This window comes from Nocardia sp. NPDC051911 (genome assembly GCF_040681035.1).
GTDB classification, from domain to species: Bacteria; Actinomycetota; Actinomycetes; order Mycobacteriales; family Mycobacteriaceae; genus Nocardia; species Nocardia sichangensis.
Genome location: NZ_JBFAXY010000006.1, coordinates 122,668 through 147,944 on the forward strand (window position 1 = coordinate 122,668; position 25,277 = coordinate 147,944).

The window sequence follows — 25,277 nt, forward strand, 5'->3', positions numbered from 1 at the left end:
ACACGCCGCCGCGCTAGTCGGTCAACCGGCCAGTCCGAAAACGCGTCGGGCATTGCCGCCCAGGTACAGCTCGCGAGTCTCGTCGTCCAGGCCGAGCGCGGCGAGGCCGTCGAGCGCGTGCTGCGGGAAGATCATCGGATAATTCGTACCGAACAACACCTTGCGGCGGCCGCTACCGGACTTCAGGTACGACACCAGTTCCGCGGGAAGGCGTTTCGTCGTGTACGCCGAGGTATCGATGACGACGTTCTCGTGCTTGCGCGCGACCGCGATCATCTCCTCGGTCCACGGATAGCCGATATGCCCGCAGACGATCGTCAGCTCCGGGAAGTCGAGCGCGACCTGATCGATGTACGGGATGGGGCGCCCGGTTTCCGACGGCCGCAACGGTCCCGTGTGCCCGACCTGCGTGCAGAACGGGATTCCCGCATCGACGCACGCGGCGAACAACGGATAGAAGCGCCGATCGGTCGGGGGCACTTCCCACAGCCACGGGAGCACCCGCAGCCCCTTGAAGCCCTGGTCCACGCGGCGGCGCAGCTCCCGTACCGCGTCCATCGGCCTGCGCAGATCCACCGACGCGATGGGGAGCAGGCGCTCCGGCGCCTCGGCCGCCCAGGCCGCGACCTCGTCGTTGGAGATGAGGACGCCTTCCGGCGCGTGCCACGCCGAGATGAGCGCTCGGTCGACGCCTGCGGCATCCATCGCATCGAGAGTGAACGACAGCGGGATCTCGTCGGTCGGTATAACGGCCCCGGTCCACCGCCGCAGCGAGGCGAACATGTCGTGGGCGAGGAATCGCCGAGTCGGATGCTGCGCCCAGACGTCGATGGTCATGCGCGGATTCTGACATACGTCATAGCGCCCCGGACACCCCCGCTACGACGTATGTCGCGGAAAGGTACTTTCGCGACAAACGGTGCGAGACAGCGACTTCCATCGCGACGTACAGATATTGCCGAGTCACGTCAGCCACACCGCGCCCGCCCCCGAAACCGACGATAATACCCTTCCCACCTCATGGTCTATATCAGCCGTAATAACCAGGGAAAGGGTTCGCTGGGCATAAACTGGGTATCTACCGCAGGACCACAGACAGCCGACAAGAGCAGGGCCATGGCAGGTTCGGACCCGTTCGCCACACAGCACGATCGACCTCCAGGTATCGAGCGGGAACTGGAGGGCGCGGGTCTCGACGACCCCGAAGTGATCGGCAAAGGCGGGTTCGGCGTCGTCTACCGCTGCAGGCAGCGGGCGTTGAACCGCAGCGTCGCGGTCAAGGTCCTCACCGCCCGGCCGGATCTGGAGCCGGAGAACGTCGAGCGATTCCTGCGCGAGCAGCAGGCCATGGGCGCCCTGTCCGGGCATCCGAACATCGTGCCGATCCTCCAAGTGGGCACCACCCGCAGCGGACGCCCCTACTTGGTGATGCCGTATCACTCACACGGTTCGCTGGAGAACCGTATCCGCCGGGAAGGCTTTCTGCCGTTGCCCGAGGCGATCGGGATCACCGTCAAGCTGGCGGGCGCTCTGGAGACCGCGCACCGGGCCGGGATCTTGCACCGCGACATCAAACCGGGGAACGTCCTGCTCACCGACTACGGCGAGCCGCAACTGACCGATTTCGGGATCGCCCGCGTCGAAGGTGGTTTCGAGACCACCACGGGAGTGGTGACCGGCTCGCCCGCGTTCACCGCCCCGGAGGTGCTGCGCTCCGGCGTTCCGTCCGTCGCCTCGGACGTCTACGGGCTCGGCGCGACGCTGTTCGCCATGATCACCGGCCACGCGGCCTACGAGCGACGTTCCGGTGAGCAGATCGTCGCGCAGTTCCTGCGCATCTCCGCCGATCCGCTGCCGGACCTGCGGCTCGACGGCATCCCCGACGAGGTCGCGGCCGCCATCGAGGCCAGCATGGCGCACAATCCCGCGGATCGCCCGCCCTCGGCCGCCGCCTTCGGCGAGATGTTGCGCGAGATCCAGCGCGGTAACGACATGCCGGTCGAGCACATGACCCTGCCCACCGGCGAGCAGCCCGCGCCCGAAGACCTCAGCACGCGGCCGCTCACCGCCACAGCGCGTTTTCCCACTCCCCACCCCAAGACGCCGCCGACACCCGAGACCAAGTTCCGCCCGGCGATGTCCACCCGGCCGCTGGTCCAGCGCGAGCGCCTCATCGACGCGTTGCAGACCGAGCCGCGGCCCCGCCTCGCCGTCATCCACGCCCCGGCCGGGTTCGGCAAGAGCACGCTGGCGGCCCAGTGGGCCAAGCGTCTCGCCGACACCGAGAAAGTGGCCGTGGCCTGGTTGAACGTCGACCGCGACGACAACAACGTGGTGTGGTTGCTGACCCACCTGATCGAGGCGTTCAACCGCGTGAGCCCCGCGCTGGCGCCCGGCCTTGCCCCGGTCCTCGAAGAGGGCGACACCAGCGCAGCGCGCTACGTGCTCACCACGCTGATCAACGCCATCGACGAACGCGACGAGCGGTTCGCCCTGGTGATCGACGACTGGGACCGGATCACCGACCCCGCCGCGGTCGATGCCCTGCTCTACCTGATCGACCAGGGGCCGCGGCACCTGCAGATCATCCTGACCAGCCGATCGCTGGAGGGCCTGCCGCTCGGCACCCTGCGCGTTCGTCACCAACTCGTCGAAATCGACGCCGCCGCATTGCGTTTCGATGCCGGGGAGGCGCGGGCCTTCCTCACCGAGCAGACCGGTCTCACCCTGGCCGACACCGAGAGCGCCGAGCTGCGCGACTACACCGAGGGCTGGGCGGCGGCCTTGCAGCTGGCCTCGCTGTCGCTGCGTGAGCATCCCGATCCGGCCTCGCTGATCGCCCACCTGTCCGGGCGTCATCACGCCATCGCGGAGTACCTGGCCGAGAACGTGCTCGACACCGTCGAGCCCGAACTGCGCGAGGTCCTGCTCGCCACCTCGCTTCCCGAACGGATCTCCGGCGGCCTCGCCACGGCGCTGACCGGGGACCCGCACGGGCAGGCCCTCCTCGAGAATCTCGAACGCCGTAACCTGTTCCTGCGCCGCGTCGACGAAGGCGGCGAATGGTTCCGCTACCACCATCTGTTCGCGGAGTTCTTGCGCCAGCGCCTCGAGCGCGACCATCCCGAGCGCGTGCGCGAACTGCATTGCAAGGCAGCCTCGTGGTTCGGCGACAACAGGATGCTCAGCGAGGCCATCGACCACGCGCTGGCCGCCGACGACGGCGACATGGCCGCAGACCTCCTCGAGGCGAAATCCCGCGCTCTGGTGCAGGACGGGCAGCTCGCCACGTTCCTGGGACTGCTCGACAAGCTCCCGCCCGGCATCGCCGCCAGCCGCCCCATGCTTCAGGTCGGTGTCGCCTGGACGCACGTGCTGCTGCGGCGGCCCACCGAACTGCATGCCGCGTTACGGCTGGTACGGGCGTCGCTGGAGAACGAGCCCGCCGCAGATCCCGATGTCGCGCTCGAAGCCGACCTCATCGAGAGCGTGGAGCGCGCCTTCGGCGACCACCCGGAAGGACTGGACGCCGTGGTCGGCAAATGCCTGGCCCGGGCCGACACGTTGGGGCCGTGGGCGCTGTGCGCGGCCGCCAACCTCGCAGCGTTTTCCGCGATCACCAAGTTCGACTACGAGCGGGCACGGGAGTGGAACGACTGGGCCACCCCCTTCTATCGCAAGAACCGCAGCACGTTCACCTTGATGTACAGCCACTGCCTGGTCGGCATCGCGGCCAGGGAACAACTCGACATCGCCACGGCGGAACACAGCTTCCGCACGGCGGTCGAGATATCCACCACCTCGTCGGGCCCGCGGTCTTATGCCGCTCGCTTGGCCGGCGCCCTGCTCGGCGAGCTGCTCTACGAACGCGACCAGCTCGCCGCGGCCGAGCGCCTGCTGGACGAAGCGGGCAGGCTCGGCACCGAGGGCGGCCCGGTCGACCTGCTGATGGCCAACTACGCCACCGGCGCGCGGATCAAAGCCCTGCGCGGTGACCTGGCCGCCGCCGCGCGACGGCTGGACGAAGGCGCCGAGTTGGCGCGGGCCATGAAGCTGCCGCGCCTGGCCACCCGCGTGGCCAACGAGCAGGTCCGGCTGGGCCTGACGGCCACCTACGTCACCGAACCTCCGGCCGGAGAGGGCGGTATCGCCACGATGGCCGCGGAAATGCGTGAGGACTCCGCTATCCGCATGCTGCTGCGTTCGGGGGCCGCCAAAAGGGTGACCGCCGCGTCCACGCGCGCCCGTCAGCTGCGGGATTCGATCGACCCCGATCGACGTCCCCGCGCCGCGGCACAGGCATCGCTGCTGCTCGCCTCCTGCCTCGCGGCGGCGGGAAAGACCGAAGCGGCCAAGGACGAGCTGGCCCCGGTGGTGGTCCGGTACGCCGATGCCGGTCTCATCCGGCCGCTGCTCGACGAGGGCCCCTGGATCATGTCGTTGCTGCACAGCTTGGACTACGACCTGCGCGAAGGCCTCTGGGACGAGGAACGACCGATGATCCCGCCCGCGTTTCTGCGCAGGTTGCTGGCCCGCTGAGCGCCATCGGCCGCCTGAGTCGCCACCCGCCGCGATACCTCTGCTCGAACGCGGACGCCGGACATCGCTCGGCCGCGAAGTTACGCGCGACGGGCGGTGGCTCGCTTCCGCTGCTCACAACACCGGTTGCGGACCGAGCGAAGTGTCGGTGTCCAGAATGTGCAACACCCACCGGCCCTTGCCGTCGGCCTTCGCCCGGTAGAGGCCGGTGTCGGCCGCGTCGAGCAGTGATTCGGCGTCCGCGCCCGCGACCGCGGTGACGACCGCGCCGATGCTGATCGACATGCGTAGTCGCCGGTCACCGGCCGTGATCGGGTCGACAAGCGCCTCGAGCAGGCTGTTCGCCACCGTGGCCACCCGGTGATCGCTGGCGGGCGGGGGGATCAGCGCGACGAACTCGTCCCCGCCGATGCGGGCGACCAGACACCCGGATCCGCGCACACTGTCCTGCAGGCGTCCGGCGACCGCGGTCAATATCTGGTCACCTGTGCCGTGGCCGTAGCGGTCGTTGACGTGCTTGAAGCGGTCGATGTCGACGAAACACAATCCCGCCCGATCCCCGTTGCGCGCCTCGTCGATCATCGCGTCGATCCGTTCGATGAGATGCCGCCGGTTCGGCAGTCCGGTGAGCGGATCGTGCCGGGCCTGCCGGTGCAGTTCCTCGCGCATCCGGTGCTGTTCGGTGACGTCCTCGCCGACCGCGAGCAGGTAATCGCTCTGCCCCTCCGCGCCCTTGACGAAGGTGATGGCGAACGACGCCCACCCGTAGCTGTCGTCGGCGCGCCGGATGCGCTGTTCCAGTTTCACCGTGCCCGCACCGGCCGGGACCAGTTTCTCGTACACCAGCGTGCGGATGCCCTCGCGGTCGTTGGGGTGCGCGAAGTCGTAGACCGACACCCCGCGCAAGCTTTCCACCGGGACTCCGATCATCTCGGCCAGACCCCGGTTGACATCCAGCAACGTACCGTCGGTGTCACCGATGGCGATCGCGATCGCTGCGTTGTCGAACACCACACGGAACCGCTCGTCATCGGATCGGTGCGCGTCCTCGTTCGCGCGCCGCTGGGCTTCGTATCCCTGACCGACCTCCGCGAGCAGCGCCGCGAGCCGTCGGCCGGCCTCCGGAGCCGTCGCCTGTTCGGCCAGCCCGTACAGGACCTGGGCCGACGTACTGGGCACGGCCGGGTCGTCGAGTCCCGCGGAGGCCAGCGACGCGCCGACACGCCTGCCGACGCTCGCGTCGAAGGGTTCGGCTTCCAAGCCGGAAGCCAGCTCCTCGACCATCCCGAGTAGCGCGAGCTCGGGGTCCGGTACAGACGCGGACCCACCGGCGACGGCCTGCAGAGCGCGCCACCACATGTTCGCCATCCTGGCGAGTTCGATCTGTTCCACCGCAACCCCCTCACCATTCAGGCCGGAGATAGCCCCCGACGCATCGTATCCACACATGTTCGAGACCGTCGAGTACTGCCGCCTGGAAGCATTCCCAGGAATGGTGAGAGTGGAGCTATAACTGCAACCCGTTCTCCCGGAAGATCGACGCCCCCTTGTACCGCAGAGTCTTCACCTGCCAGACCCAGGTCGCCTGGACGCAGGCGACCAGATCGGCGAGGTGGGTCGCGACGGTGGACGCCAAGGCGGCGTCCACCGCTGCCAGTCGGTCGCACCGTTCGGTGGCGACCGCACACAGTTCCCGGAACTCGGCCAGGCGCGCGCGCACGATCTCCGTGGCGCCCCGCACGGCGTCCTCCAGCGAGTATCCGGGGTGGTTCAGCAACACCGCGGGAATCAAGTTGAAATCCGCCAGATCGACGATGCACTCCTTCTCGAAGGAGAACACGTCGTTCATCAACGCGCCGATCTCGACGGTCAGCACCCGCAGCCGGAGGAGGTCCCCGGCCAGCCCCGTCCGCCGGATCAGCTCCCAGGGCAGATAGTCGTCCCGGCCGAACTCGCACAGCGCGATCGCCGGGTACATACCCGAGACCTGAGCCCGCAGATCGATGTACTCCGCGACGCTGAGCAACCCGCCGCGCGCCCGGGCGTTCTGGTCCTGGATCGCGGGCCGCAGGTGCGCGACGGTGGCTTCGATGAACCGATCGAGCCAGTCCGCGTCCGCGCGGGCGGACAGCATCGTGAGGAACGCCGAGGTCGAGGTCTCCAACGGGGTGGCGTCCGCCGGAGCCGACCCTGTGCACAGGAGCGCGCACAGCCGATCGATCGCCACCCGCGCCTGTCGCTGTTCGTCGTCGCCGAGGTGCCCGAACTTCTCCCGGCCGACAGTGTCGTTGAGCCAGAACAGGATCGCGTTGTACAGGCCGATGATCGTCATCCGCTCGGCGCTGACGGCGCCGGGGTGCAGATAGGGCGTCATGCTGTTGTAGTGCGGGCCCGCGGGCTCGAGCCAGATGCCGTGCTCGCGGCAGAAACGTTCCACCTCCGCACAGGCTTGCTCCCCGAACCGATTGGGCCGGAAGTCGCGGCAGTAGTCGATGATGTCCCAGTCGGGTGTGCCGAACATCGCGCGCAACGACCACTGCCGCCCGGTCCGCAGCAACATCTCGTGTTGCCCGCGCATGTCGACGATCTCCCGCTCGAGTGCCGATGTGTACTCACTGACCACAACGACTCCCTCCCACTATGGTTACTTCTAATGAATTGTCTCCGACTTATCGGTAGTGGGACCGGTCGAAGGGCGAAGATCACGCAACACTCGCGCCCTGAATGGCATTGGCGCATCGCGTATTCGACGGCGACACCGCGGCAAACGGGAGCTCGGTCCGCAGCGCGGCGCCACGGCTCGAGAGTCGACATGGCGCATGGAGGCAAGCGGCCGGTACGGGACGCGCAGGGTGCTCCGGTGCCGATGTCGCCGGACGCGACCTCCCCGTAGGGCCGCCTATCGGGTATCGGTCACCGGCACGGCGCTCACTTCGACGCCAGGACGTCGTGCATGGTCAGCAGCAGATGGTCGAAGCGCGCCCGTTGCGCCGCGGGACCGCCACCCATCGCGGGAACCTCGCCGACCAGTTGTTGCGCCAGGGTCCGCAACTTGATGTTGGTTTCCTGGGAGCGCCATTGCAGCACCCGGAAGGCCTGTTCGGCGTTGATGCCGTAGACCACCATGAGCACACCCTTGGCCTGCTCGATCACCGCCCGTGATTGCACCAGTTCGGGCAGCGTGTCGTCGAGGATCTCCTGCCGGTTCTCCTCGAGTGTGCCGGACACGTCGATGAAATAGCCCGCGGTGCCGACCACCGACTCCTGGTCGTCGAGCATGCGATCGGCGACGACGATGACGTGATGGGTGCGCCCGGCGGTGTCGATGACGCGGTGACGTCCGCAGAACGGCTCACCGGTTCGCACGGCGGAGGCGATGGACTCGGCGACGAGAGCGCGGTCGTCGGGATGCTTGTGCGCCAGCAACAGCTCCGTACTGGGTCGCGCACTCCCCTCGGTGTAGCCGTATATCGCGGCCGCCGCGTCCGACCATTCCCATCGCTGATCCTCGAACCAGAAGCGGAAGCTGCCCACGCTCTGCGGCGTGCCCGCGATGACGCTCTCGATCGCGGAGGCGCTTCTCAGCGCGAGGTCGTCCATCCTCGTCACGCGGTCATTATCCATCGGCGCCCGAGGGCCACGGCCGGGAACACGAGATGAAACCAAATTGTGGCAAACTTTCGGCATCATCAAGAAAAGGCTCTCTAGCTCGACACTATGGACTTAGTTCATATGTATGAATGCATTGGCAATTAATCCGCAATGGGCGTGATGCCGGGCGGTCAGCGCTGTTGCCCACGCCCCGAGCCGGAATCCACACCGGCCGCGTTGCGTCGCCCAGGCGCGGCAGCCGGGCCTCTCCCGGCCCGCCCGGACGCGCGGCGTCGTCCGGCGATCACGTTCGAGCGTGGCGTTCCCACCGCCCGGAAAGCGGCTCCGCACAGTTCGGCGAGTCTCCACATACCCCCGCAACCGAGCGGTCGGTCCGGTTCGCCCCGCGATATCGCCCAGCGGCCGTAAACGCACACGAAAACACCGACCATAAGGTGCATCACGGGAGGTAGTCTCTGTTGCTGTGCCCACACCAGGCACAGATCCGCTGCACGCAGGCCGCATTCGAGGTCGAACGTCAGAACACGTTCCAGCAAGTGCGCACACCGAAGGGGTTGGACTGATGGCAGGCAAGCGCACCGTACTGACCGTCCGGTTGCGGCGGCTGGCGGCGATGCTGCACGAGATGCGCGAGAACGCTCAGCTCAGCAAAGAAGAGGTCAGCGCGAAGACCGGGATCAACGTCACCACGCTGTACCGGATCGAGACCGCGCAGGCGCGGCCGCAGCGGCGCACCCTCATGGCGATGCTCGACCTCTACCGCATCGGCGACGAGCAGCGCGAGGACGCGCTGGAGCTGCTGTCCGACGCGCTGAAGCCCGGCATGTCACGCGCCTACGAGGGCAGCGTGTCGGAGGTCTACGCCGCCTACATCAATTTCGAGTCCGAGGCGTTGTCCGCGCGGCACTACCAAACCTCTTTCATTCCAGGCCTTTTGCAGACCTACGAGTACGCCACCGCCGTGATCGACACCTCCATGCCGAAGCTGGAGGCGTCGGTCATGGAGAGTAGGGCGAAGGCGAGGATGGATCGCGCCGTCAACCTGACCAAGGACGACCCGCTCGAACTCTGGGTCGTCCTGGACGAGGCCGCCATCCGCCGCACCGTCGGCGGGCCCGCGGTGATGCGGGGGCAGCTCGAGCGACTGCTGCAAGAGATCAAGCGCAAGAACGTGATCCTGCAGATCCTGCCGTTCGACGCGGGCGCGCACCCCGGCATGGCGGGTTCGTTCACCTTGTTGGACTTCCCCGACCCCGCCGATCCCGAGCTGGTCTATGTGGAGGGCATCGCGGGTGACGAGCTGATCGAGGGCCACTCCGAGATCCGTCGCTTCGGCGTGATCTTCGACCAGCTGCGCGCCATGGCGCTGAGCCCGCGCGACTCCGCGGCCATGATCGTGGAGGCCGCGGGGCAGATGGATCGGGAGGGCTAGCAGCCCGCCCCTGGCAGGTGAAATCCAGGCGAAATACGGCCCGGTGCACGACTATTCCGTATCGGAATGGGTACCCTCGCCCTACTGCCGAGGGGAGGACGCATGTCCGAAGTCACAGCCGATCCGCCGTCCGACTCCGGGCCCGAACTCAAACGGGTAATGGGGCCGGGATTGCTCTTGTTGTTCGTCGTCGGCGACATCCTCGGCACCGGCATCTACGCGCTCACCGGCAAGGTGGCCAACGAAGTCGGCGGGGCGGTCTGGGTGCCCTTCCTGGTGGCGTTCCTGGTCGCGCTCATCACCGGTCTCAGCTATCTGGAGCTGGTCACCAAGTACCCGCACGCCGCGGGTGCGGCCCTCTACACGCACAAAGCGTTCGGCATCCACTTCCTCACGTTCATGGTCGCTTTCGCGGTGATGAGTTCCGGCATCACTTCCGCGTCCACGGCCTCGCGGGCTTTCGCGGCCAACTTCGCCGAGGCCTTCGATCCGGATCTCGGCAGCGGCACCGCGGTGACGGTGATCGCGCTGCTGTTCATGGCCGTGGTGGCGGCGATCAACCTGCGCGGGGTGAGCGAGGGTGTCAAGCTCAACGTGGTGCTCACCTGTGTGGAGCTGACCGGGCTGCTGATCGTCATCGGGATCGGCTGCTGGGCATTGGGCGTTGGCGACGGCGACTTCTCCCGCATCGTCGAATTCGACACCGGGGAGCGCAACGCGGTCGGCGGCGTCATCGTGGCCACCACGCTCGCGTTCTACGCGATGGTCGGTTTCGAGGACTCGGTGAACATGGCCGAGGAGTGCAAGGAGCCCACCCGCATCTTCCCGAAGGTGCTGCTCGCGGGACTGATCATCACCGGGCTCATCTACGTGCTGGTATCGATCAGCGCGGTCGCACTCGTGCCCGCAGACCAACTCGGCGAAGGCGACACGCCGCTACTCAAAGTGGTCCAGGTCGGCGCGCCGAGCTTCCCGACCCACATCTTCGCCTACATCACCATGTTCGCCGTCGCCAATTCGGCGCTGATCAACATGCTGATGGCCAGCCGACTGATCTACGGCATGGCCCGTCAAGGCGTGTTGCCCCGGCCGTTCGGCCGCGTGCACCAGCGGCGCCGGACGCCCGTCACCGCCATCGTCTTCACCACGCTGCTCGCGCTGGGGTTGATCCTGTTCGTCGGCGAGGTACCCGAACTCGGTGGCACCACGGCCCTGCTTCTGCTGGCGGTGTTCACGGTGGTCAACGTCGCGGTGCTGGTGTTGCGCCGAGACACTGTGTCGCACAAGCACTTCAAGACGCCGACGCCGCTGCCGGTCGTCGGCGCGCTCAGCTGCGGCTTTCTCGTCACACCCTTCACCGACCGCAATCCGGCGCAGTACGCCATCGCCGGCGTGCTGCTGGCCATCGGGGTCGCACTGTGGGGCCTGAACTACCTGGCCATTCGGGCCATGCGGGCACAACCCTTGGACAGCGGGTCATCCGCTGAGTGACCGATCGCGTTGTCCCGCCGCGGATCACCTTTTGTCGGTATGCCCGGATTCCGCAGATGACTAGTCGCCGACCGATGGGTAAGGTGGGCGCCGATGACCAGCATGGAAGCCCGTTTCGGCGATGCCACCCGGACCGTGCCCCTCCCAAACCCGTGGAATCTGACCGCTTACCTGGCCGCGGTGGCCGCCCATCGCGGACGCTCGATCAGCCTGCATCCGGTGCCCAAGGCGATGTTGGCGGACATGGGTTGCGGCGGAGGCGGCTTGTGGGTGGCACGCAAGCACGACGACATCATCGTCTACGACGCCGCGGCGACCGGCCGCAACGCCGATCACGTCATCTTGCACGAGATCGGTCACATGCTCTTGGGTCACCACAACGACCAAGAACGCGGCGATCCGTTGCCGCCCTCGTTGGCCGTCGTCCTGCCCTCGATTTCGCCGCAATCGATCGACCACGTCCTCGGCCGTGCCGAGTTCGGCGTCGATCGCGAGCGGGAGGCGGAGGTCTTCGCCGACATGACCATGGTGTACGCGACTCTGCCACGTCGGCGCCGCCGCTCGTTCCGGCTGTTCGGGCGAGGTCGGTAGCTACCAGCGGTCGTAACGCCCGTCGGGTAGTCGTCTGGCTCCGGCACGCAGGTCGTCGATGAGATCCTGGTAACCGTCGGCCAATTCGTCGATTCGGACCCATGCGTCGTAGAAGACCGATTCCGGCGCGTGCGCCAGCGCCACGAACGCCTGAGCGGCCAGCATGGCCAGCCGGTCGACGATGTGGCCCACGGTCTCGGCGTGTTCGGGCGCGGCCGGCGGCGGGATCGGCGTCGCCAGGGTGACCCAGCGGTCGATGCCGCGCACGAGCTGCACTCGACGCCGGTCGAGTTTGTCGCACCGGCTCGCGGGAGTGCGTTCGCGTGTCTGGTGCAGCTGAGCCAGTTCTCCGGCCGCTTCCAGCATCGGATGATCCATGTGCGGCAAGCCCCGGAAGGCAGCCAGCAGGAGTTCTTTGCCCGGAATCACCCGGGCCTCGGACACCTGTTCCATTCTCCGGACCCCCATTCCGACCAGCGTGGACGCGTCTCGGTCGCGCCCGCGATGCCTTGCCTCGCCGGTGTCCCGGCACTGCCCGAACATCCACATATGCCCAGCGTGACCGAGAGTGGCCCGGGTCGCGTCGAATTCGATCACTTCCGCGCACGCGACACGCCCATTGACCGATTTATCCGGTCACACACCACCCTCCAAAGCTTTGGCAAATATCCAGTGACCTTGCGTTTTTCGACGATAGAGCCATATCTCCTGGGATTATGGCCAGCCGAGACGACACGCCAGCCACGCTCCGGCGAGCCGGGCAAACACTGACTGATGCTCACGCAACCGCGGCGAACGCGGCGGTCCCGGCTTCCGGCAAGCCGCCGCCCAATACCCGGCGAGCGCGCAGACGAAAGCGTCGACCGCCACGGGGTCCACGTCGCGAGTCACTGAATGGGTGGCGATGATCGGATCCGGATCCACACCGGCGGCCGCGATGGACGGCGCGAGCGCGACGAGGTCGATCCACGCGGCGCCCCGGCAGGCCCACGCCCAATCGACCGCCAGCACCGCACCATCGGGCCGCCGCAGCATGTTGTCCGGCCGAAGATCCGTGTGCAGCAAAGTGTTTCCTTCCGCGGCCGTGGGCCACGCGGCTTCCAGTTCGGCCAATTTCGTCAGGTGACGAAGCGACCAACTGTCCAAGTCCGCCGGAGGCCCTTCCGTCACGAACGTTCGCCAGCCGGTCAGCTCCGGTCCGTAGGCTTCCGCAACCGTCGGCACATCAGCCAGTGGGCTCGGAGTCAGCTCCGCCGCCAATCGCGCCACCAGCTCGAGAGTGTCTCGCAACTCCCCCGGCTCGCCGAGTCGGGGAAACGCTCCCTCGACATCGTCGAAAACCGCGACGAACCACCCCGCGATCTCCGTCGCGAACCGGCATCGCGGTGCGGGCACCGTCGCCGGGAGCCGAGCCGCGATCCGCGCTTCCTGCCGATACATCACCGCGAGACCGTCTTCCGCCTCGATCGCCTTCACGAAGGCAGCACCACCGCCGACGGTGCGCAAGCGCGCTGCCACACCGTGGCTGAACCCTCCGCGCTGATTCTCGGCAGTGTGGACGGCGTCTCCGAGTACGCGCTCTACTTCCGCCCGTACCGGCTCCGGCGCCTCGGCCCATCCGATCCGCAGAGCGGTGCCCTGGTAACCCACCATCACTCGATCGTCCGAGCCGCACCGGGAACTCACCACCGAATTACGCGCCCGCATGCGCTCGGATCGGCACTGCACCGCCACACTTCTTCATGAGGCAAGGCCGAACGCAAGGGCGACCTCGTCACACACGGGCAAGCCCTTCGACTCTGGGCAATTCAGCTTTCGCGCCGCAGGGCGTCTCCGCACTCGAGGCGCTGGCGTCTGATAGTGCGAAATTCGAAGCGCGCGTTCCGGATGGTTCTCCCGGGCACTACCGGAGCGCTTCTATTCCCCGCGGCGCGATCGACACGCCGCGTGGCAGGTTGCCGCCCACGGCCGGAGTGCGTCATGCCTGCGGGTCGGCATCGCTTCAGGATGTGATCTCTTGCGCGTCGAGATAATCCAGACCGCCGATGTAGATGGTGTGGCCGGGGTCAGCGGTGGCGGCGGTGGCATCGGCGACCGCGGTGGCGAACTCCGTGACCGTGGGCAAGTCGCCGTGCTCGCGGCGCGCGGCGACGGCGTCGGGATTTCGGCGTTCCAGCAGTTGGACGATGATCGTGCCGTCGATCATGTCGCCGGAGACCACGTGCAGGGCGATGCCCCTGGCATCGAGTTCCAGGATCATGGCGCGCAGCGCGTCCTCGCCCGCGCGCTTGCTGGCGGCGATGGGTTCGTAGTCGGCGGGGACGGGCTTGCGGCCGTGGAAGTGCGCCTGATGGCTGGTCACGAAAACGATCCGCGCACCGGAAGGCATGTGCGGCAGGGCAAGCCGCACAAGCCGTTCCTGCGCGTCACGATTGAGGGCCATGGCGTAGTCGGGCCGGGCATCGCGCTCCAGCCCACCCGACGCGTTCAGCACCAGCACATCGAGACGGCCGAACTCCTCGGCGACCCCGGCGACCAGCGCCCGGGCCGAATCCGCGTCGGCGATGTCGGCGCCCGCCGTCGAGGCACTACCGCCCGCCTGCCGAATCGACCCCGCCAGCGCGTCGGCCCGCTTCGCCTTCTCCCGGTAATTGATCACCACATGGTCGCCGCGCGTCGCGAGCACCCGGGCGGTCTCCGCGCCGATGCCGCGGGAGGCACCCGTGATCAGAACGATTCGCCGACCGGTCCTCTCGTCCACCGTCACCCTTTCGGTCCGCCCGGCACCCGGGCCAGTGCTTCTGATTCAGAACCACTATGCTGGTTCTAAATGAGAAGCGCAAACGAACCCAAGCCGCCGCGTGGGCGGGACGACCCGGCGAACGCGCCGTTACTGGCCACGATGGACTTACTCGGCCAACGCTGGATTCTGCGCATCCTGTGGGAATTGGAACCCGACCGCCTCGGCTTCCTCGAACTGCGCCGACGGATGGGCAACTGCTCCTCGAGCATGCTTTCGGTCCGCCTGCAACACCTGCAATCCGCGGGCCTCATCGCGAAGAACCCCGACAAGTCCTATGAACTGACCACCGCGGGAGCCGAACTCGGCACGGCACTCGGATCGGTCTGGGACTGGTCGCGCCGCTGGCGCGTGACCCCCATCGAGGCCGGGGCCGACTGACTCGCGCCAGGCTCGACGGTTCGCGGTTCTGCGAGTGGCGACCTCGTATGCGTGAGACGCGAATCACAGCATGGTCAGGATGAAGGAACCGTTCACCGGCGCGTTTTCCCCCACCCCTGGCCCCTCTGTTAGAGCACATCCGAGTGACAGGCGACGGCCGTGTGCTCTACCTCGACCAGTCGCGAAACTCTCGCGACACCGCCAAAGGCGGAGACCCGGCCGCCGATGCTGGATCTGTTCATCGCGATCCTGCCGCAAGTGCTGAAGCTCGTCGATGCTTTCACGTGGCCGGCGCACATACGCGGCCGGATGTCGAGCGCCTCGGTCTGCCCGTCCAGTTGCCCATGTCCTGCGGTTGTGCACCACCTGATTTGCGGCGGGCAACACCGACAGCCCCGCGAAGTCGCGGACACTGCGCCCTGGCGGGCTGCGGCAACTTCGGCTTTCCCGCAGCTCGGCAGCGTGCGCATCGCGTTCCAGCAGCGGAACACATGGACTGCGATTGGTTGCTCCACCCGCGAAGTTGACCTTCGAGTTGGTTGAGGCTCCATGATGGCCGGGTGGTGAGTACGGAGTCGACAGGGTTGATCACGATCGGCGTGCTCGCGCGAGCCAGCGGGCTCACGGCGAGCGCGCTGCGGTTCTACGACGACTGCGGCCTGCTCGTTCCGGCCAGAGTCGATCCGCTGACCGGATACCGCTACTACACCGAGGCGCAGCGGGAGCGGGCGGTGCTCATCCGGCAGCTGCGCTCGATCGATCTGCCGCTGGACACCATCGCGGAGATCCTCGCCGGTGACACCGACCGGGCACGATACCTGCTCGATCGTCACGTCGCGGAACTGGCGCGGCGAGCGGACGAGGCCGCGCGCGTCGCCGCCGTGGTCGAACAGTCTCTCGGCACGCAGGTGGCGATCGATGCGGCGACGCTGGCCGAGGCGCTCGACCAGGTCCGCACCGCGGTGGCCCGTACCCGCGAGATACCCGTGCTTGCGGGCGTTCTGCTGGAAGCGGGCGCCAACGCGGTAACCCTCACCGCGACCGATCGCTACCGGTTGTCCACGCGCACCGTGGTGGCGACCCGGCAGCACGGCGGCGAGTGGTCCGTGGTGCTCGATTCGAACGGGCTCGAGTCGATCACCGACCGATTGCGCGGCATGGACGAGGTCGTCGCCGCACCGTCCGGCGGCGGGCTGCTTCTGACGGGAGGCGGCGCGGAACACCGACTGGCAGTCATCGACGCTCCCTTCCCCGACCACCGCGCCGTACTGGCGGGATTGGGACCGGTGCGCACCAGGGTGGTCGTCGCCCGGCATCTGATGCTGCGGGTTCTCGAGAAATCGGATGAAGCACTGCAATTCGCGATTGATCCGACCGATATCTCGGTATCGGTGCCGGGGGACGTGCAGAGCCTGCCCGCGAAGGTGACCGGCTCCGCCGTCACACTGTCGTTCGACCCCGCGACACTGCTGCCCGCTGTCCACACCGCGCTCGGCCCCGACCTCATGCTCGACATCATCGCCGCCGATCAGCCGGTGGTGCTGCGCTCTGCCACCGACGGAGACCTCACCACCCTGGCCATGCCGGTCCGGTCTCTCCACCACAACGTCTCCGTATAAGTCGTCCGCGCCGCCGGCCATCGCCCGCGCAAACCACTGCGCGGCACGGACCACCGCGTCCCTCCCGCTCTGTTGGCACCGCGATCCGATCACCCATCTCGGTATCGCAGGTGCCCGCCCACCGCCACTACTTCCGATCGATCACCCATCTCGGAATCGCAAGTTCCCGCCCACCGCCACTACTTCCGATCGATCGGCCGCCCGACGCCGACCGTTCGGCCTCGCACACGAAACGATCCGCGTCCATCCCCCACCTGAAGGAGTTCCGCATGAACGACCACACCATGAACACCATCACCAGCGCCGTCGCACTCGGCCGCGAAGGCCGTCCGGACGACGCGCGGGAAGCTCTGCTCGCCGTATGGGCCTCGCTCGGCCCACAGGGCGACCCACTGCACCGGTGCACCCTCGCCCACTACCTGGCCGACTTGTACGACGACGCCGCCGAAGCGCTCACCTGGGACATCCGCGCACTGGACGCCGCCGACAGCCTTTCGGACGCTCGCGCTCGAACCTTCGACGAATCACTGCGGGTGACCGCGTTCTACCCGTCGCTGCACCTCAATCTCGCCGACGACTATCGCAGGCTCGGCTCGTTCGACGCCGCACAGCGCGAAATCGATGCCGCTCGCACACGTCTGCACACGCTCGCCGACGACGGCTACGGGGCGACGATCCGAACGGCGGTCGACGAAGTCGAGTCGGCTATCCGCGAACGGCGCACCGAACCCCGGGCCTCGGCCCCGAACGGAGGCCGCTGAAGCGCGAGCAGCCCGCACCGATTCGGTGCGGGCTGCTGCGGAGCGCGACTACTTCAAGCGAAGCTTGCCGAACAGACCGTCCTTCTCGTCGTCCGGTCCCGCGGTGAAGTACAGCGAGTCGGCGTCACCGAGGCTCTCGCCGTTGCCGAACATCAGCGCCCACAGTCCTTCGATGGCGACCGGCTTGCCGTCGGCATCGCGCAGGTAGTCGGCGAACTTGCCGGTGGTGTCGTCGTAGGCCAGCACGTGCCCCGCGCCGCCGAAGTTGCCGACCAGCAGTTTGCCGCTGAGCGGACCGAACCCGTCCGGCGCGATCGTCACCGCCCACGGGGCGTTGAGGCGCTTGCCGTCGTCGATGATGCGCACCAGTTTGCCGCCTGCGTCGAACTCGGCGAGCTTGCCCTTGTCCGGCTTGCCGCCCTCTTTGTCCTTGTCCAGCGAGTCCTCCTCACCGGCATCGAACTTGGTCGCGTCCTTCTCGTCCGGCTGGGTGGTGGCATAGGCGACGAAGACCCGGTTGCCGATGGTCGAGACGTTGAACGGCGCGGGATCGCCGGGCTTGGCCTTCTTGCCCTTTTCCGGCGCGGCCGGGTCGATCGCGTCGCCGGTGGCGAACGGGTTGGCGAAGCCGGTGGTCGGGATCAGCTGCCAGTTCTTGTCGAACGTCCGCACCTGCGGGTCGGCGCCGAAATCCGCGGCCAGCAGCTTGTCACCGGAGGGAGCCAGCGCGATCCCGAAGAACTGCATCCCCTGCGACTGTCCGTCGAAGACCAGGTTGGCGGGGCCGTCGTGGCGCACGATCCGGCCCTCGAAGCCCAGCTCGGTCCAGGCGGAGATCTTGCCGGAGTCGGTGGCGAAGATGAACCGCGCCGAACCGTTCAGCGGCCCGCCTTCCTCCTCCACCGGCTGGTCGTGGACGACGAACAGGTCGGAGGTGATCGGCGCCGGGTTGAACACCACGCCGGTGGTCTTGCCCGCGCTCTTGTCCGAGGTGTCGGCGTCGGCGCCGGGGATGGTGACGATCTTCAGCGGGTCCTGGAAGAGCTTGTGCACTTTGTCGTCCGAGGACTTGGTCACGTCGCCGACGAACTGGAACGACTTGCCGCCCGCGCCGACCCAGAAGTGCCCACCGGCGCCCTTGGGGCGGTTGGCCAGCCCCCAGGCGTTCACCAGGTCGGGGAAAACGAACTGCGCCTTGTACTCCGCGTTGTTGGCCGCGAGATTGGTCTGGACGTATTTGTTGCCGTCGAGCGCGGGCACCTCGTCCGACTTCGAGTCCGAGCAGCCGGCCGCCACGACCAGCGCGACGCCAAGCGCCGACGCGCGCAGCAGACCACTTCGGGTCCGCGACCGGGGCGTACCGCCACGGCGCGACTCATTCCAGCGTCCGTTCAACTTCTTGTTTCCTTTCCGACCACACCACATTGGTGATAAGGCGAAGCTAACCTTAGCCTGCGGCAAATTCGGGAGTACCCGAACGGTTCGATGAGGACGGGTTTAGGCTGTTCGCCGTGGCCGAACCCCAGCCTGCGATTGCCCTGCATCCCGATATCGCTCCGCTCGCTCCACTGCTCGGCACGTGGCGCGGTAATGGGCAGGGTGAATACCCGACCATTCAGCCGTTCGGCTATGTCGAGGAAATCCGGTTCGGCCATCTCGGCCGCCCGTTCCTCACCTACCGGCAGAAGACCCGCGCCACCGACGACGGCAGGCCGCTGCACGCCGAGACGGGCTATCTGCGTTGCCCGCGCCCCGACCGCGTCGAATTGATCCTCGCCCATCCCACCGGCATCACGGAAATCTGCGAGGGCTCGCTCGCCGTCGAGGACGGCACGCTGCGCATGGAATTGGACTCCACCGCTCTCGGCCGCAGCGGCACGGCGAAACTCGTGACCGCCCTCGGCCGATCGCTGCACCTCTCCGGCGACACCATCGACTACACACTCCGGATGGCGGCGGTCGGCGAACCACTGCAACATCACCTGGCCGCCACTCTGCTACGGAATTGACCCCGGCCGGAAGGTGCTCGGCAACCGGCGCCGCCCACTGCTCAGCTCGCTGACCAGGTCTTCATAAGCGACCGCTGATTCGGCCAGCCGCTCCCACGCGAACCAGAGGTCCCACTCCTGGTCGTCGGCCATGGCCGCGTGCGCGTACGCGCTGAGCCGCGCCAGGCGGTCGACCACCGAGCCGAACGATTCGGTGTGCAGATAGGCTCCGCCGCGCGCGGCGGGCAAACGAACCTCGACCCAGCGGTCGATGTCCCGAATCAGCCGTGACCGGCGCTCATCGCCGCCGCAACTACATTCCCCATCCACCCGGATGCGGCGAATATGGAGGTCAGCCAAGGTGCGCGCCCGCAGCAGCACGGGATGTCCCGGTGGCGGCACGTCTTCTCTACAGGCGCGCAGTAGTTGACTTCGCGTCGGCAGTCCTTCGCTCATACCGCACCTTTCCCACCCGCGCGGGCCAGCACGCAGTTCACGATCACCATCCCGGACGGACGAAACGTATCCCGCGGCGCCACCACCCAGCGGCGGAATACGCCGTTCGCGTCGGCGGGTGACGGCAGCGCGATTTCACTGCCGAACGGCACGATCGAAACGTCGATCCGGAACAACGCGGCGAACAACCGCACGTCGTCGGGTAGATCCGGTCGGCACAGGAAAGTCCATCGGCGAGAACGGATATGCGCGATCACCGGGCCGATCGAGTGGCCACGGAAAAGCATGTCGTCGCGCACGCGCTGCCCCAGCCTGTCGGGCATCGTGATCCCGCCCACCACGCCCGCCTTCACGACGATGCGGCCGATCTCCGGATGTATACCGGCGGGCAACCCACAGGTGCGGCGGTAAAACGCGCAGCGGGACGCGGGAGTGTCCGCGAATGCCGCATGATTCATTCGCCAGCCTCGATTCACATAGTTCGGTACGCGAAATCCCGGTCGCTGGACCTGGAACCGTTGGCGCGGTTAAGGTTTCAGCACTTCTTCGATTGGGTCCGGGCGCGTTCAGTGAAGCACCGGATATCGCTGGGCGGGAATGTTCTCAGTGGTGGAATCGGGCGGAAACGGCCCAGGTTCCAAGACCCCCCGCCACAAGGTTCCAGTTAGGTACCCGACCACTAGTTCGGCTACGAAAGGGATTAGTCGTGACTTCAACAGGTTCCACCCTGCCTCGCCGGATGCTGGGGCGTCAGCTCCGGGCGCTGCGAATCAACGCGGGCATCAGCGCGGAATACGCCCGTGACGCGATCGACGTGAGCAAGCAGACCCTGTGGCGGATCGAGACCGGGCAGTCCGTCCGGCTTCATCCGCTGGTCATCGAAGGGCTGTGCAAGCTGTACGGGGCGTCCGAGGAACGCACCGCCATCCTGCTCAACCTGGTCGAAGAGACCAAGCGCACCGGATGGTGGCATGCGTTCAACGACACCATCCTTGAAGACTTCAACCTCTTCGTGGAGTTGGAGGCGACAGCCGAGCGACTCGTCTCCTACCAAACAACCCTGCTCCCCGGCCTCTTGCAAACCGATGAGTATCGCCGCGCCCTTATCTGGGTGGACTTCCCAACGATTTCCGGACCAGAAGTCGAACGAATGATCGAGGTCTTCAGGCAACGAAAGTCACGTCTGGACAGCGATTCAAACCTTTTGCGCATGGATGCCGTCATCGACGAATCCGCGCTGCGGCGGGCGGTCGGCGGCCCCTCGGTCATGGCCGATCAGCTCTGGCATCTGACACGAGTTGGTGGGCAACAGAATATTTCGGTGCGAGTGGTCCCGCTCGCAGCGGAGACATACGTAGGGCTCGGCGTCGGCCCGTTCGCGATGCTCGAGTTCCCCAAACACCCCACTGCCCATCTCACCGAACCACCGGTTGTCTACGTGCAGGGCTTCACAGGCAACCTGTATCTTGAGAAGCCCGAGGAGATCCGGCAACACCGCCAGGCGTACGCCGATATCCAGCGATCGGCACTGGATCAAGAGCGAAGCCGAGCCCTCATCCGCAAGATCGCCAAGGAGTACGCCGAGTGAACGACGGCCTTTCTGAAGCCACCTGGTTCAAGAGCAGCTACAGCAGTGCGTCAAGGGACTGTGTCGAAGTCGCGTTCCTGAGCGGAGGTTCGGTGGGTGTACGCGACTCGAAGAATCCCACCGGCACGGCTCTGGTGTTCACTCCGCGCGAGTGGGACTCGTTCACCGCCTGCATAGCCAACGGAGAAGTCGACCGTTACCAACCCTGACGGAGCCGTTTGCCCACGTCCCTGGACCTCCCAGTCGGGGGTCCAGGGTGCTCGATCCAACCGGAGTTTCCGGGACGAGCGATGCATGTCGGCGCGCTTGCGCCCTAGGGAAATCTCCCGGTAGCGTCAACATTCACTGCAGGGGGCGGAGGAGCTGGTCCGGCCCTGGAGGGGCCAGGAACCACACACCGGTGCACGAGGGGAACCAATGACTTCAGGGCGGAAATCTCGGCGACTGACCATCCTCGCTCTCGGTGCCGCACTCGTTCTTCCAGGCTGCGATTCCTCAACCGATCATGCCGCGCCAACGGTAGCCACGTCCACCAGCCCCAGCATCGCCCCTGACGTACCCACCGGCTACGACCCGTGCACCGACATCCCACAAAGCGTGCTGGATTCAGAGAGCCTGCGCAGTAAGGACAAGCAGGACTCGAACGCGTCCGGCGGGGTCAAGTGGCGTGGTTGCGCTTGGCTCCAGACTGACGGCTACGCCCCGGTCATCACCACGACAAACATCACTGTGGACATGGTGCGGGACAAGAAGTTTGCAGATACGCGCGAGTACACGATCAACGGTCGCCGCGCGATCTCGACACGGCAGGTCGATGAGCACCCCGATGCAGTGTGCACGATCAACGTGGAGATGAAGGGCGGAAGCCTCGAAATATTCCTCAGCAATCCGCCGTCGCGCAAAAATACGGGGAGCCTGGATACTTGCGCACTGGCACGGACCCTCGCCGAGAAGGTAGTGCCAACAATGCCTGCCACGTCCTGAAACTCGCTGAAGCGATCGAACTCACCGGGAGGGAGTAACACATGGGTGACGACAGCGCGCAGCCGCCTCGGCCGATGGCGAACATTTTGAGCGCGACCAAAGAGGGCCAGCTAGAGATGCGGATGTCCGCAGAGGACTTCATCTACATTGACCGCGATTGCGAGTATTTCAAGAGCGCCATTCAGAAGATCCAGAGGTCCATGGATTTTGTTTCAAAGCAGTCTCACTGGGGCTTGGGGGAGGGCGACGGCGACATGGTCTCGGCACAAACCTTGGTCGATAGATTCAAAAAGAAGGCCCGCGGCGCGGAAGACAACAACAGCGTCTATCAGATCATGGAAGATCACTATCGGATCGTCGAGGACATCCAAGAGGTGCATCGGCTCGCCCGTGATCGAATCATGCAGGTAGACAGTGACTTTGCCGCAGATTTCAACCGGTTGAACACCACCCTGCCCGAGCGACCGCCCGTCGGCGTCCAGTTCTCACCGCCCAGACTCCCGAATGGAACCGACGAATGAACGGCTACGAGAACAAGCGCATCCCGAACGGTGGTGAGCACGCCGACAGCTGGGAACACTCCCGCATCACCGACACGTTCAAGCCGCTCGACCCCACCGACACGTTCACCCAAGCTGACACGTACTGGCAAGCTCGCAACGAGTGGGAGCGAGGTGTTGAGACTTTCGCGCGCTCCATCCAGACGTCCATTGCGCAAGCCTGGTCCGGCCCCGCAGCGGAGCAGTCCAAGAGCTCCATCGCCAAATACACCAGCGACGCACAGAATCTGACGACATCCCTCGAGGAGCTGTACTACCGGGTTCGCGACGCCGCCACCGCGATCACCGATACGAAGAAGGCCATCCCCGATCTCGTCAATATCCCGTTCGAGGATCGCATTTTCAATCCGAGGCGCTGGAATCTGTCGAGCGAACGCTTCCTGGCCGAGCAATCCGCGCGGGTCGCGATGCAGGAATACTACGTTCAGCCGTTCAGCGAGATGGACGGCAAAATTCCGGTGCTGCCCACTCCGGTCGGCCCGACCGCGTCGGTAGACATCCCGGCGCCCCCTCCGGGCGGATACCACAGCGACGGTAGCGGGGGCCCCTCGTCGAACGACTCCGACAACGGCCCTACCAACGATTCCGGTAGTCCCGGCGACAAAGGCGGCGACGGCAAGCCCGACGCGACGAGCACCGAAGAGCAGCAGTCCACCGACGAGTCGACCCAGAACCAGCAATCCTCCGACACGACGGCGTCCGATACCACGACCAAGCCCGCAGGCGTGGACCCCACGTCGACCACCCCCGCCTCCACCACGGACCCGACGAAGACCACGTCGACGGGCACCCCGACCCCACACAGCCCGGGCACACCGGGCAGCCCCGGCACGCCCGGCACAACGAACCAGCCGCAACCGGGACGCAGCATCGCGGGCACACCGGGAACGCCGAACACATCAATGAATCCGGCAGCCGCGGCGCGGACCACCTCCGGACTGCGAGGCACGAGCGGAACGTCGGGCATGATGCCGCACGGCTCTCGCGGCAGCGGCAAGGACGATGAATCCGAGCACAAGACACCGGACTACCTGATCACCCAGGAGAACACCGACGAGCTGCTCGGCGAGCCCCCGAGAACGCTGCCCGGCGGCGTCATCGGTGGCACCCCCGACTGACTGCCCGCACACTTCTCGACTCGGCGCACGCCCGCATCCACAGGTAGCGGGCGTGCGTGGATAGTGGCCGCTCCGACGCGGCCGGATTGGACCTCACATGGCTGAATGGACCTGGGAACCGGACGATTTCGCCGCTCTCTGGTACGGCGACGCGCACGATCGCATCCCCAGCCCACTGCGCTACACCAGCCGTTTCGCCTTCCGCGACGACTTCGCCGCCCACCGCGCCGCCGTATGGGAGCGCTACACCGCGGACGAACTGGACGAGATCGCCGCGGCCTTCCACACCCTCGGCGACTCCGATCTCCGAATCGAGATCCTCGGCGGCACCTGTAAGCACAGGAACAGCACCGGCCCCGACGACATCCGCGAGTACCGAATCCTCGGCGCCCGCGACAGCTACCGCGCCGTCGTCCTCAGCCAAGCGGGCAACCAACACGAGCACGGCCCGATCCGCGGCCGCATGTTCCCCGCCGAACAACTCCCGGCACGCCTCGTCAACGCCATCCCCGCCTGCGCCCCCGGAGGGGAGAAACCCGCCACCTTCCACCCCGACGACCTGATCCCCCGCCGCGACACCTACCTCCAGGACAACGCCCGCAACACCCCCCGCGAGCAATACCAGCGCCTCCTCGGCCGCCCCGTCGACGGCGGCGGCACCGCCGTTCTCATCACCGCCCCCCTGCACACCCACACCAAACCCACCAAAGTCCTCCAGTGGCACGACATCTCCGCCGACGGCCGCTACACCGAACACCGCACCGACCACATCACCGTCCGCCCCACCACCCCCACCGACCTGACCACCCACTTCACAACCTGGATCGACCAAGCCCTCCAACGCCTCGAAGCCGCCCGCCCCGAAAGCTGGTAGCAATCCATTGGAACCGAACCGGGTCCCGCGGCGTCCAACTAGTTCAGATAACCGCTGTAGGTCGCTCAAGAGCGACCGAGGAGAGGATGCCGCAGTGAATACTGAGGGTGTGCATGCACCCCGTTGCGAGGTGGGATCGAAAGTAAATGAACAGGTCGGTATCCGCACGGTCGGTACGGGTTCGTTCACCGTGAACCTCCATGACGGTCGACTTCCCGTCGCCGTCGATGCGGATCGGACCCACCACACTCGCTTGCACCCGCCGGGATTTTCCGCCGCCGCGATGACCGCGATTTCGGACCAGACGAATATTTGCACATCATTGACTGACAAACGCCGCGAGGTACTCTGATGGCGGTTCAAGGCCACTACAATCACTACGACGACCCCGATGAATTCTGGGATGACGAGCCGCTCGAACCGAGGCGAACTCATCGCCCACGGAGCGCCGCGGTGCCACCTTCTACCCGTCCGGAATCATCA

The 25,277-nt window shown here is 66.5% G+C and carries 25 protein-coding genes; 15 read left to right on the forward strand and 10 right to left on the reverse strand.

Annotation, left to right across the window (positions count from 1 at the left end; translation table 11 throughout):
- Nucleotides 1–21: 21 nt before the first annotated feature.
- Nucleotides 22–837, reverse strand: coding sequence for an amidohydrolase family protein (locus AB0L97_RS09655; protein ID WP_356961373.1), 816 nt, complete (start codon nt 835–837; stop codon nt 22–24).
- 279 nt (nt 838–1,116) lie between these two features.
- Here AB0L97_RS09655 and AB0L97_RS09660 point away from each other — a divergent pair, with 279 nt between their 5' ends.
- On the forward strand, nt 1,117–4,539 hold the full coding sequence (locus AB0L97_RS09660) for a protein kinase (RefSeq protein WP_364427055.1): 3,423 nt from the start codon (nt 1,117–1,119) through the stop codon (nt 4,537–4,539).
- 114 nt (nt 4,540–4,653) lie between these two features.
- On the opposite strand, the gene AB0L97_RS09665 is transcribed toward AB0L97_RS09660, so the two are convergent.
- The 3 genes from AB0L97_RS09665 to AB0L97_RS09675 all read right to left on the reverse strand — a co-directional run bounded on the left by AB0L97_RS09665 (nt 4,654) and on the right by AB0L97_RS09675 (nt 8,139).
- Entirely contained in the window at nt 4,654–5,931 is a 1,278-nt protein-coding gene (locus AB0L97_RS09665; protein ID WP_364427058.1) for a diguanylate cyclase, read from the reverse strand.
- A gap of 115 nt (nt 5,932–6,046) precedes the next feature.
- A complete protein-coding gene (locus AB0L97_RS09670) occupies nt 6,047–7,162 on the reverse strand; it encodes a terpene synthase family protein (protein ID WP_364427061.1) in 1,116 nt (371 codons plus the stop codon).
- Nucleotides 7,163–7,467: 305 nt separating this feature from the next.
- Nucleotides 7,468–8,139: a PAS and ANTAR domain-containing protein gene (locus AB0L97_RS09675; protein ID WP_356962435.1), complete on the reverse strand. Its 672-nt coding sequence runs from the start codon at nt 8,137–8,139 to the stop codon at nt 7,468–7,470.
- A gap of 574 nt (nt 8,140–8,713) precedes the next feature.
- Here AB0L97_RS09675 and AB0L97_RS09680 point away from each other — a divergent pair.
- The 3 genes from AB0L97_RS09680 to AB0L97_RS09690 all read left to right on the forward strand — a co-directional run bounded on the left by AB0L97_RS09680 (nt 8,714) and on the right by AB0L97_RS09690 (nt 11,665).
- Nucleotides 8,714–9,583, forward strand: coding sequence for a helix-turn-helix transcriptional regulator (locus AB0L97_RS09680; RefSeq protein WP_355070013.1), 870 nt, complete (start codon nt 8,714–8,716; stop codon nt 9,581–9,583).
- A 102-nt stretch (nt 9,584–9,685) separates the two neighbouring features.
- Nucleotides 9,686–11,074, forward strand: coding sequence for an APC family permease (locus AB0L97_RS09685; protein WP_364427065.1), 1,389 nt, complete (start codon nt 9,686–9,688; stop codon nt 11,072–11,074).
- Nucleotides 11,075–11,167: 93 nt separating this feature from the next.
- Nucleotides 11,168–11,665 carry a hypothetical protein gene (locus AB0L97_RS09690; protein ID WP_364427068.1) on the forward strand — a complete coding sequence of 166 codons (498 nt, stop codon included), beginning with the start codon at nt 11,168–11,170 and terminating at the stop codon, nt 11,663–11,665.
- Here the strand turns inward: AB0L97_RS09690 and AB0L97_RS09695 are convergent, their stop codons facing one another.
- The 3 genes from AB0L97_RS09695 to AB0L97_RS09705 form a co-directional block, all read right to left on the reverse strand.
- Complete coding sequence (locus AB0L97_RS09695) at nt 11,666–12,109, reverse strand: DUF4254 domain-containing protein (RefSeq protein ID WP_356961367.1); 444 nt, start codon at nt 12,107–12,109, stop codon at nt 11,666–11,668. It abuts the gene before it with no gap.
- Nucleotides 12,110–12,379: 270 nt separating this feature from the next.
- A complete protein-coding gene (locus AB0L97_RS09700; protein ID WP_364427072.1) occupies nt 12,380–13,318 on the reverse strand; it encodes a phosphotransferase in 939 nt (312 codons plus the stop codon).
- Nucleotides 13,319–13,667: 349 nt separating this feature from the next.
- A complete protein-coding gene (locus tag AB0L97_RS09705) occupies nt 13,668–14,432 on the reverse strand; it encodes an SDR family oxidoreductase (protein WP_364427075.1) in 765 nt (254 codons plus the stop codon).
- Between the two features lie 63 nt (nt 14,433–14,495).
- Here AB0L97_RS09705 and AB0L97_RS09710 point away from each other — a divergent pair, with 63 nt between their 5' ends.
- The 3 genes from AB0L97_RS09710 (at nt 14,496) to AB0L97_RS09720 (ending at nt 17,226) form a co-directional block, all read left to right on the forward strand.
- Nucleotides 14,496–14,846 carry a helix-turn-helix domain-containing protein gene (locus tag AB0L97_RS09710; RefSeq protein WP_355070001.1) on the forward strand — a complete coding sequence of 117 codons (351 nt, stop codon included), beginning with the start codon at nt 14,496–14,498 and terminating at the stop codon, nt 14,844–14,846.
- Between the two features lie 560 nt (nt 14,847–15,406).
- Nucleotides 15,407–16,465, forward strand: coding sequence for a MerR family transcriptional regulator (locus AB0L97_RS09715; protein WP_364427079.1), 1,059 nt, complete (start codon nt 15,407–15,409; stop codon nt 16,463–16,465).
- Nucleotides 16,466–16,734: 269 nt separating this feature from the next.
- On the forward strand, nt 16,735–17,226 hold the full coding sequence (locus AB0L97_RS09720; protein ID WP_364427082.1) for a hypothetical protein: 492 nt from the start codon (nt 16,735–16,737) through the stop codon (nt 17,224–17,226).
- 48 nt (nt 17,227–17,274) lie between these two features.
- On the opposite strand, the gene AB0L97_RS09725 is transcribed toward AB0L97_RS09720, so the two are convergent.
- Nucleotides 17,275–18,558, reverse strand: a complete 1,284-nt coding sequence (locus AB0L97_RS09725) for a TIGR03118 family protein (RefSeq protein ID WP_355070992.1) — start codon at nt 18,556–18,558, stop codon at nt 17,275–17,277.
- 179 nt (nt 18,559–18,737) lie between these two features.
- Between AB0L97_RS09725 and AB0L97_RS09730 the strand changes: the two genes are divergently transcribed.
- A complete protein-coding gene (locus AB0L97_RS09730; RefSeq protein ID WP_355069993.1) occupies nt 18,738–19,235 on the forward strand; it encodes a peroxynitrite isomerase in 498 nt (165 codons plus the stop codon).
- On the opposite strand, the gene AB0L97_RS09735 is transcribed toward AB0L97_RS09730, so the two are convergent.
- Both AB0L97_RS09735 and AB0L97_RS09740 read right to left on the reverse strand, forming a co-directional pair.
- Nucleotides 19,224–19,670, reverse strand: a complete 447-nt coding sequence (locus tag AB0L97_RS09735) for a DUF4254 domain-containing protein (RefSeq protein ID WP_364427086.1) — start codon at nt 19,668–19,670, stop codon at nt 19,224–19,226. The genes AB0L97_RS09730 and AB0L97_RS09735 overlap by 12 nt on opposite strands.
- Entirely contained in the window at nt 19,667–20,128 is a 462-nt protein-coding gene (locus AB0L97_RS09740) for a DNA-directed RNA polymerase subunit beta (protein ID WP_364427089.1), read from the reverse strand. The genes AB0L97_RS09735 and AB0L97_RS09740 overlap by 4 nt, the downstream gene beginning before the upstream one ends.
- Before the next feature lie 248 nt (nt 20,129–20,376).
- Here AB0L97_RS09740 and AB0L97_RS09745 point away from each other — a divergent pair, with 248 nt between their 5' ends.
- The 7 genes from AB0L97_RS09745 to AB0L97_RS09775 all read left to right on the forward strand — a co-directional run bounded on the left by AB0L97_RS09745 (nt 20,377) and on the right by AB0L97_RS09775 (nt 25,146).
- Nucleotides 20,377–21,258, forward strand: a complete 882-nt coding sequence (locus AB0L97_RS09745; RefSeq protein WP_355069987.1) for a helix-turn-helix transcriptional regulator — start codon at nt 20,377–20,379, stop codon at nt 21,256–21,258.
- Nucleotides 21,255–21,467, forward strand: coding sequence for a DUF397 domain-containing protein (locus AB0L97_RS09750; RefSeq protein WP_364427093.1), 213 nt, complete (start codon nt 21,255–21,257; stop codon nt 21,465–21,467). The genes AB0L97_RS09745 and AB0L97_RS09750 overlap by 4 nt, the downstream gene beginning before the upstream one ends.
- Before the next feature lie 208 nt (nt 21,468–21,675).
- Entirely contained in the window at nt 21,676–22,242 is a 567-nt protein-coding gene (locus AB0L97_RS09755) for a DUF3558 domain-containing protein (RefSeq protein ID WP_364427096.1), read from the forward strand.
- 41 nt (nt 22,243–22,283) lie between these two features.
- Entirely contained in the window at nt 22,284–22,763 is a 480-nt protein-coding gene (locus AB0L97_RS09760; RefSeq protein WP_364427099.1) for a hypothetical protein, read from the forward strand.
- Nucleotides 22,760–23,920, forward strand: coding sequence for a hypothetical protein (locus AB0L97_RS09765; protein WP_364427102.1), 1,161 nt, complete (start codon nt 22,760–22,762; stop codon nt 23,918–23,920). The genes AB0L97_RS09760 and AB0L97_RS09765 overlap by 4 nt, the downstream gene beginning before the upstream one ends.
- A 97-nt stretch (nt 23,921–24,017) precedes the next feature.
- Nucleotides 24,018–24,794 carry an ESX secretion-associated protein EspG gene (locus AB0L97_RS09770; RefSeq protein ID WP_364427105.1) on the forward strand — a complete coding sequence of 259 codons (777 nt, stop codon included), beginning with the start codon at nt 24,018–24,020 and terminating at the stop codon, nt 24,792–24,794.
- Between the two features lie 94 nt (nt 24,795–24,888).
- On the forward strand, nt 24,889–25,146 hold the full coding sequence (locus AB0L97_RS09775) for a hypothetical protein (protein WP_355069975.1): 258 nt from the start codon (nt 24,889–24,891) through the stop codon (nt 25,144–25,146).
- The last annotated feature ends 131 nt before the right edge of the window (nt 25,147–25,277 follow it).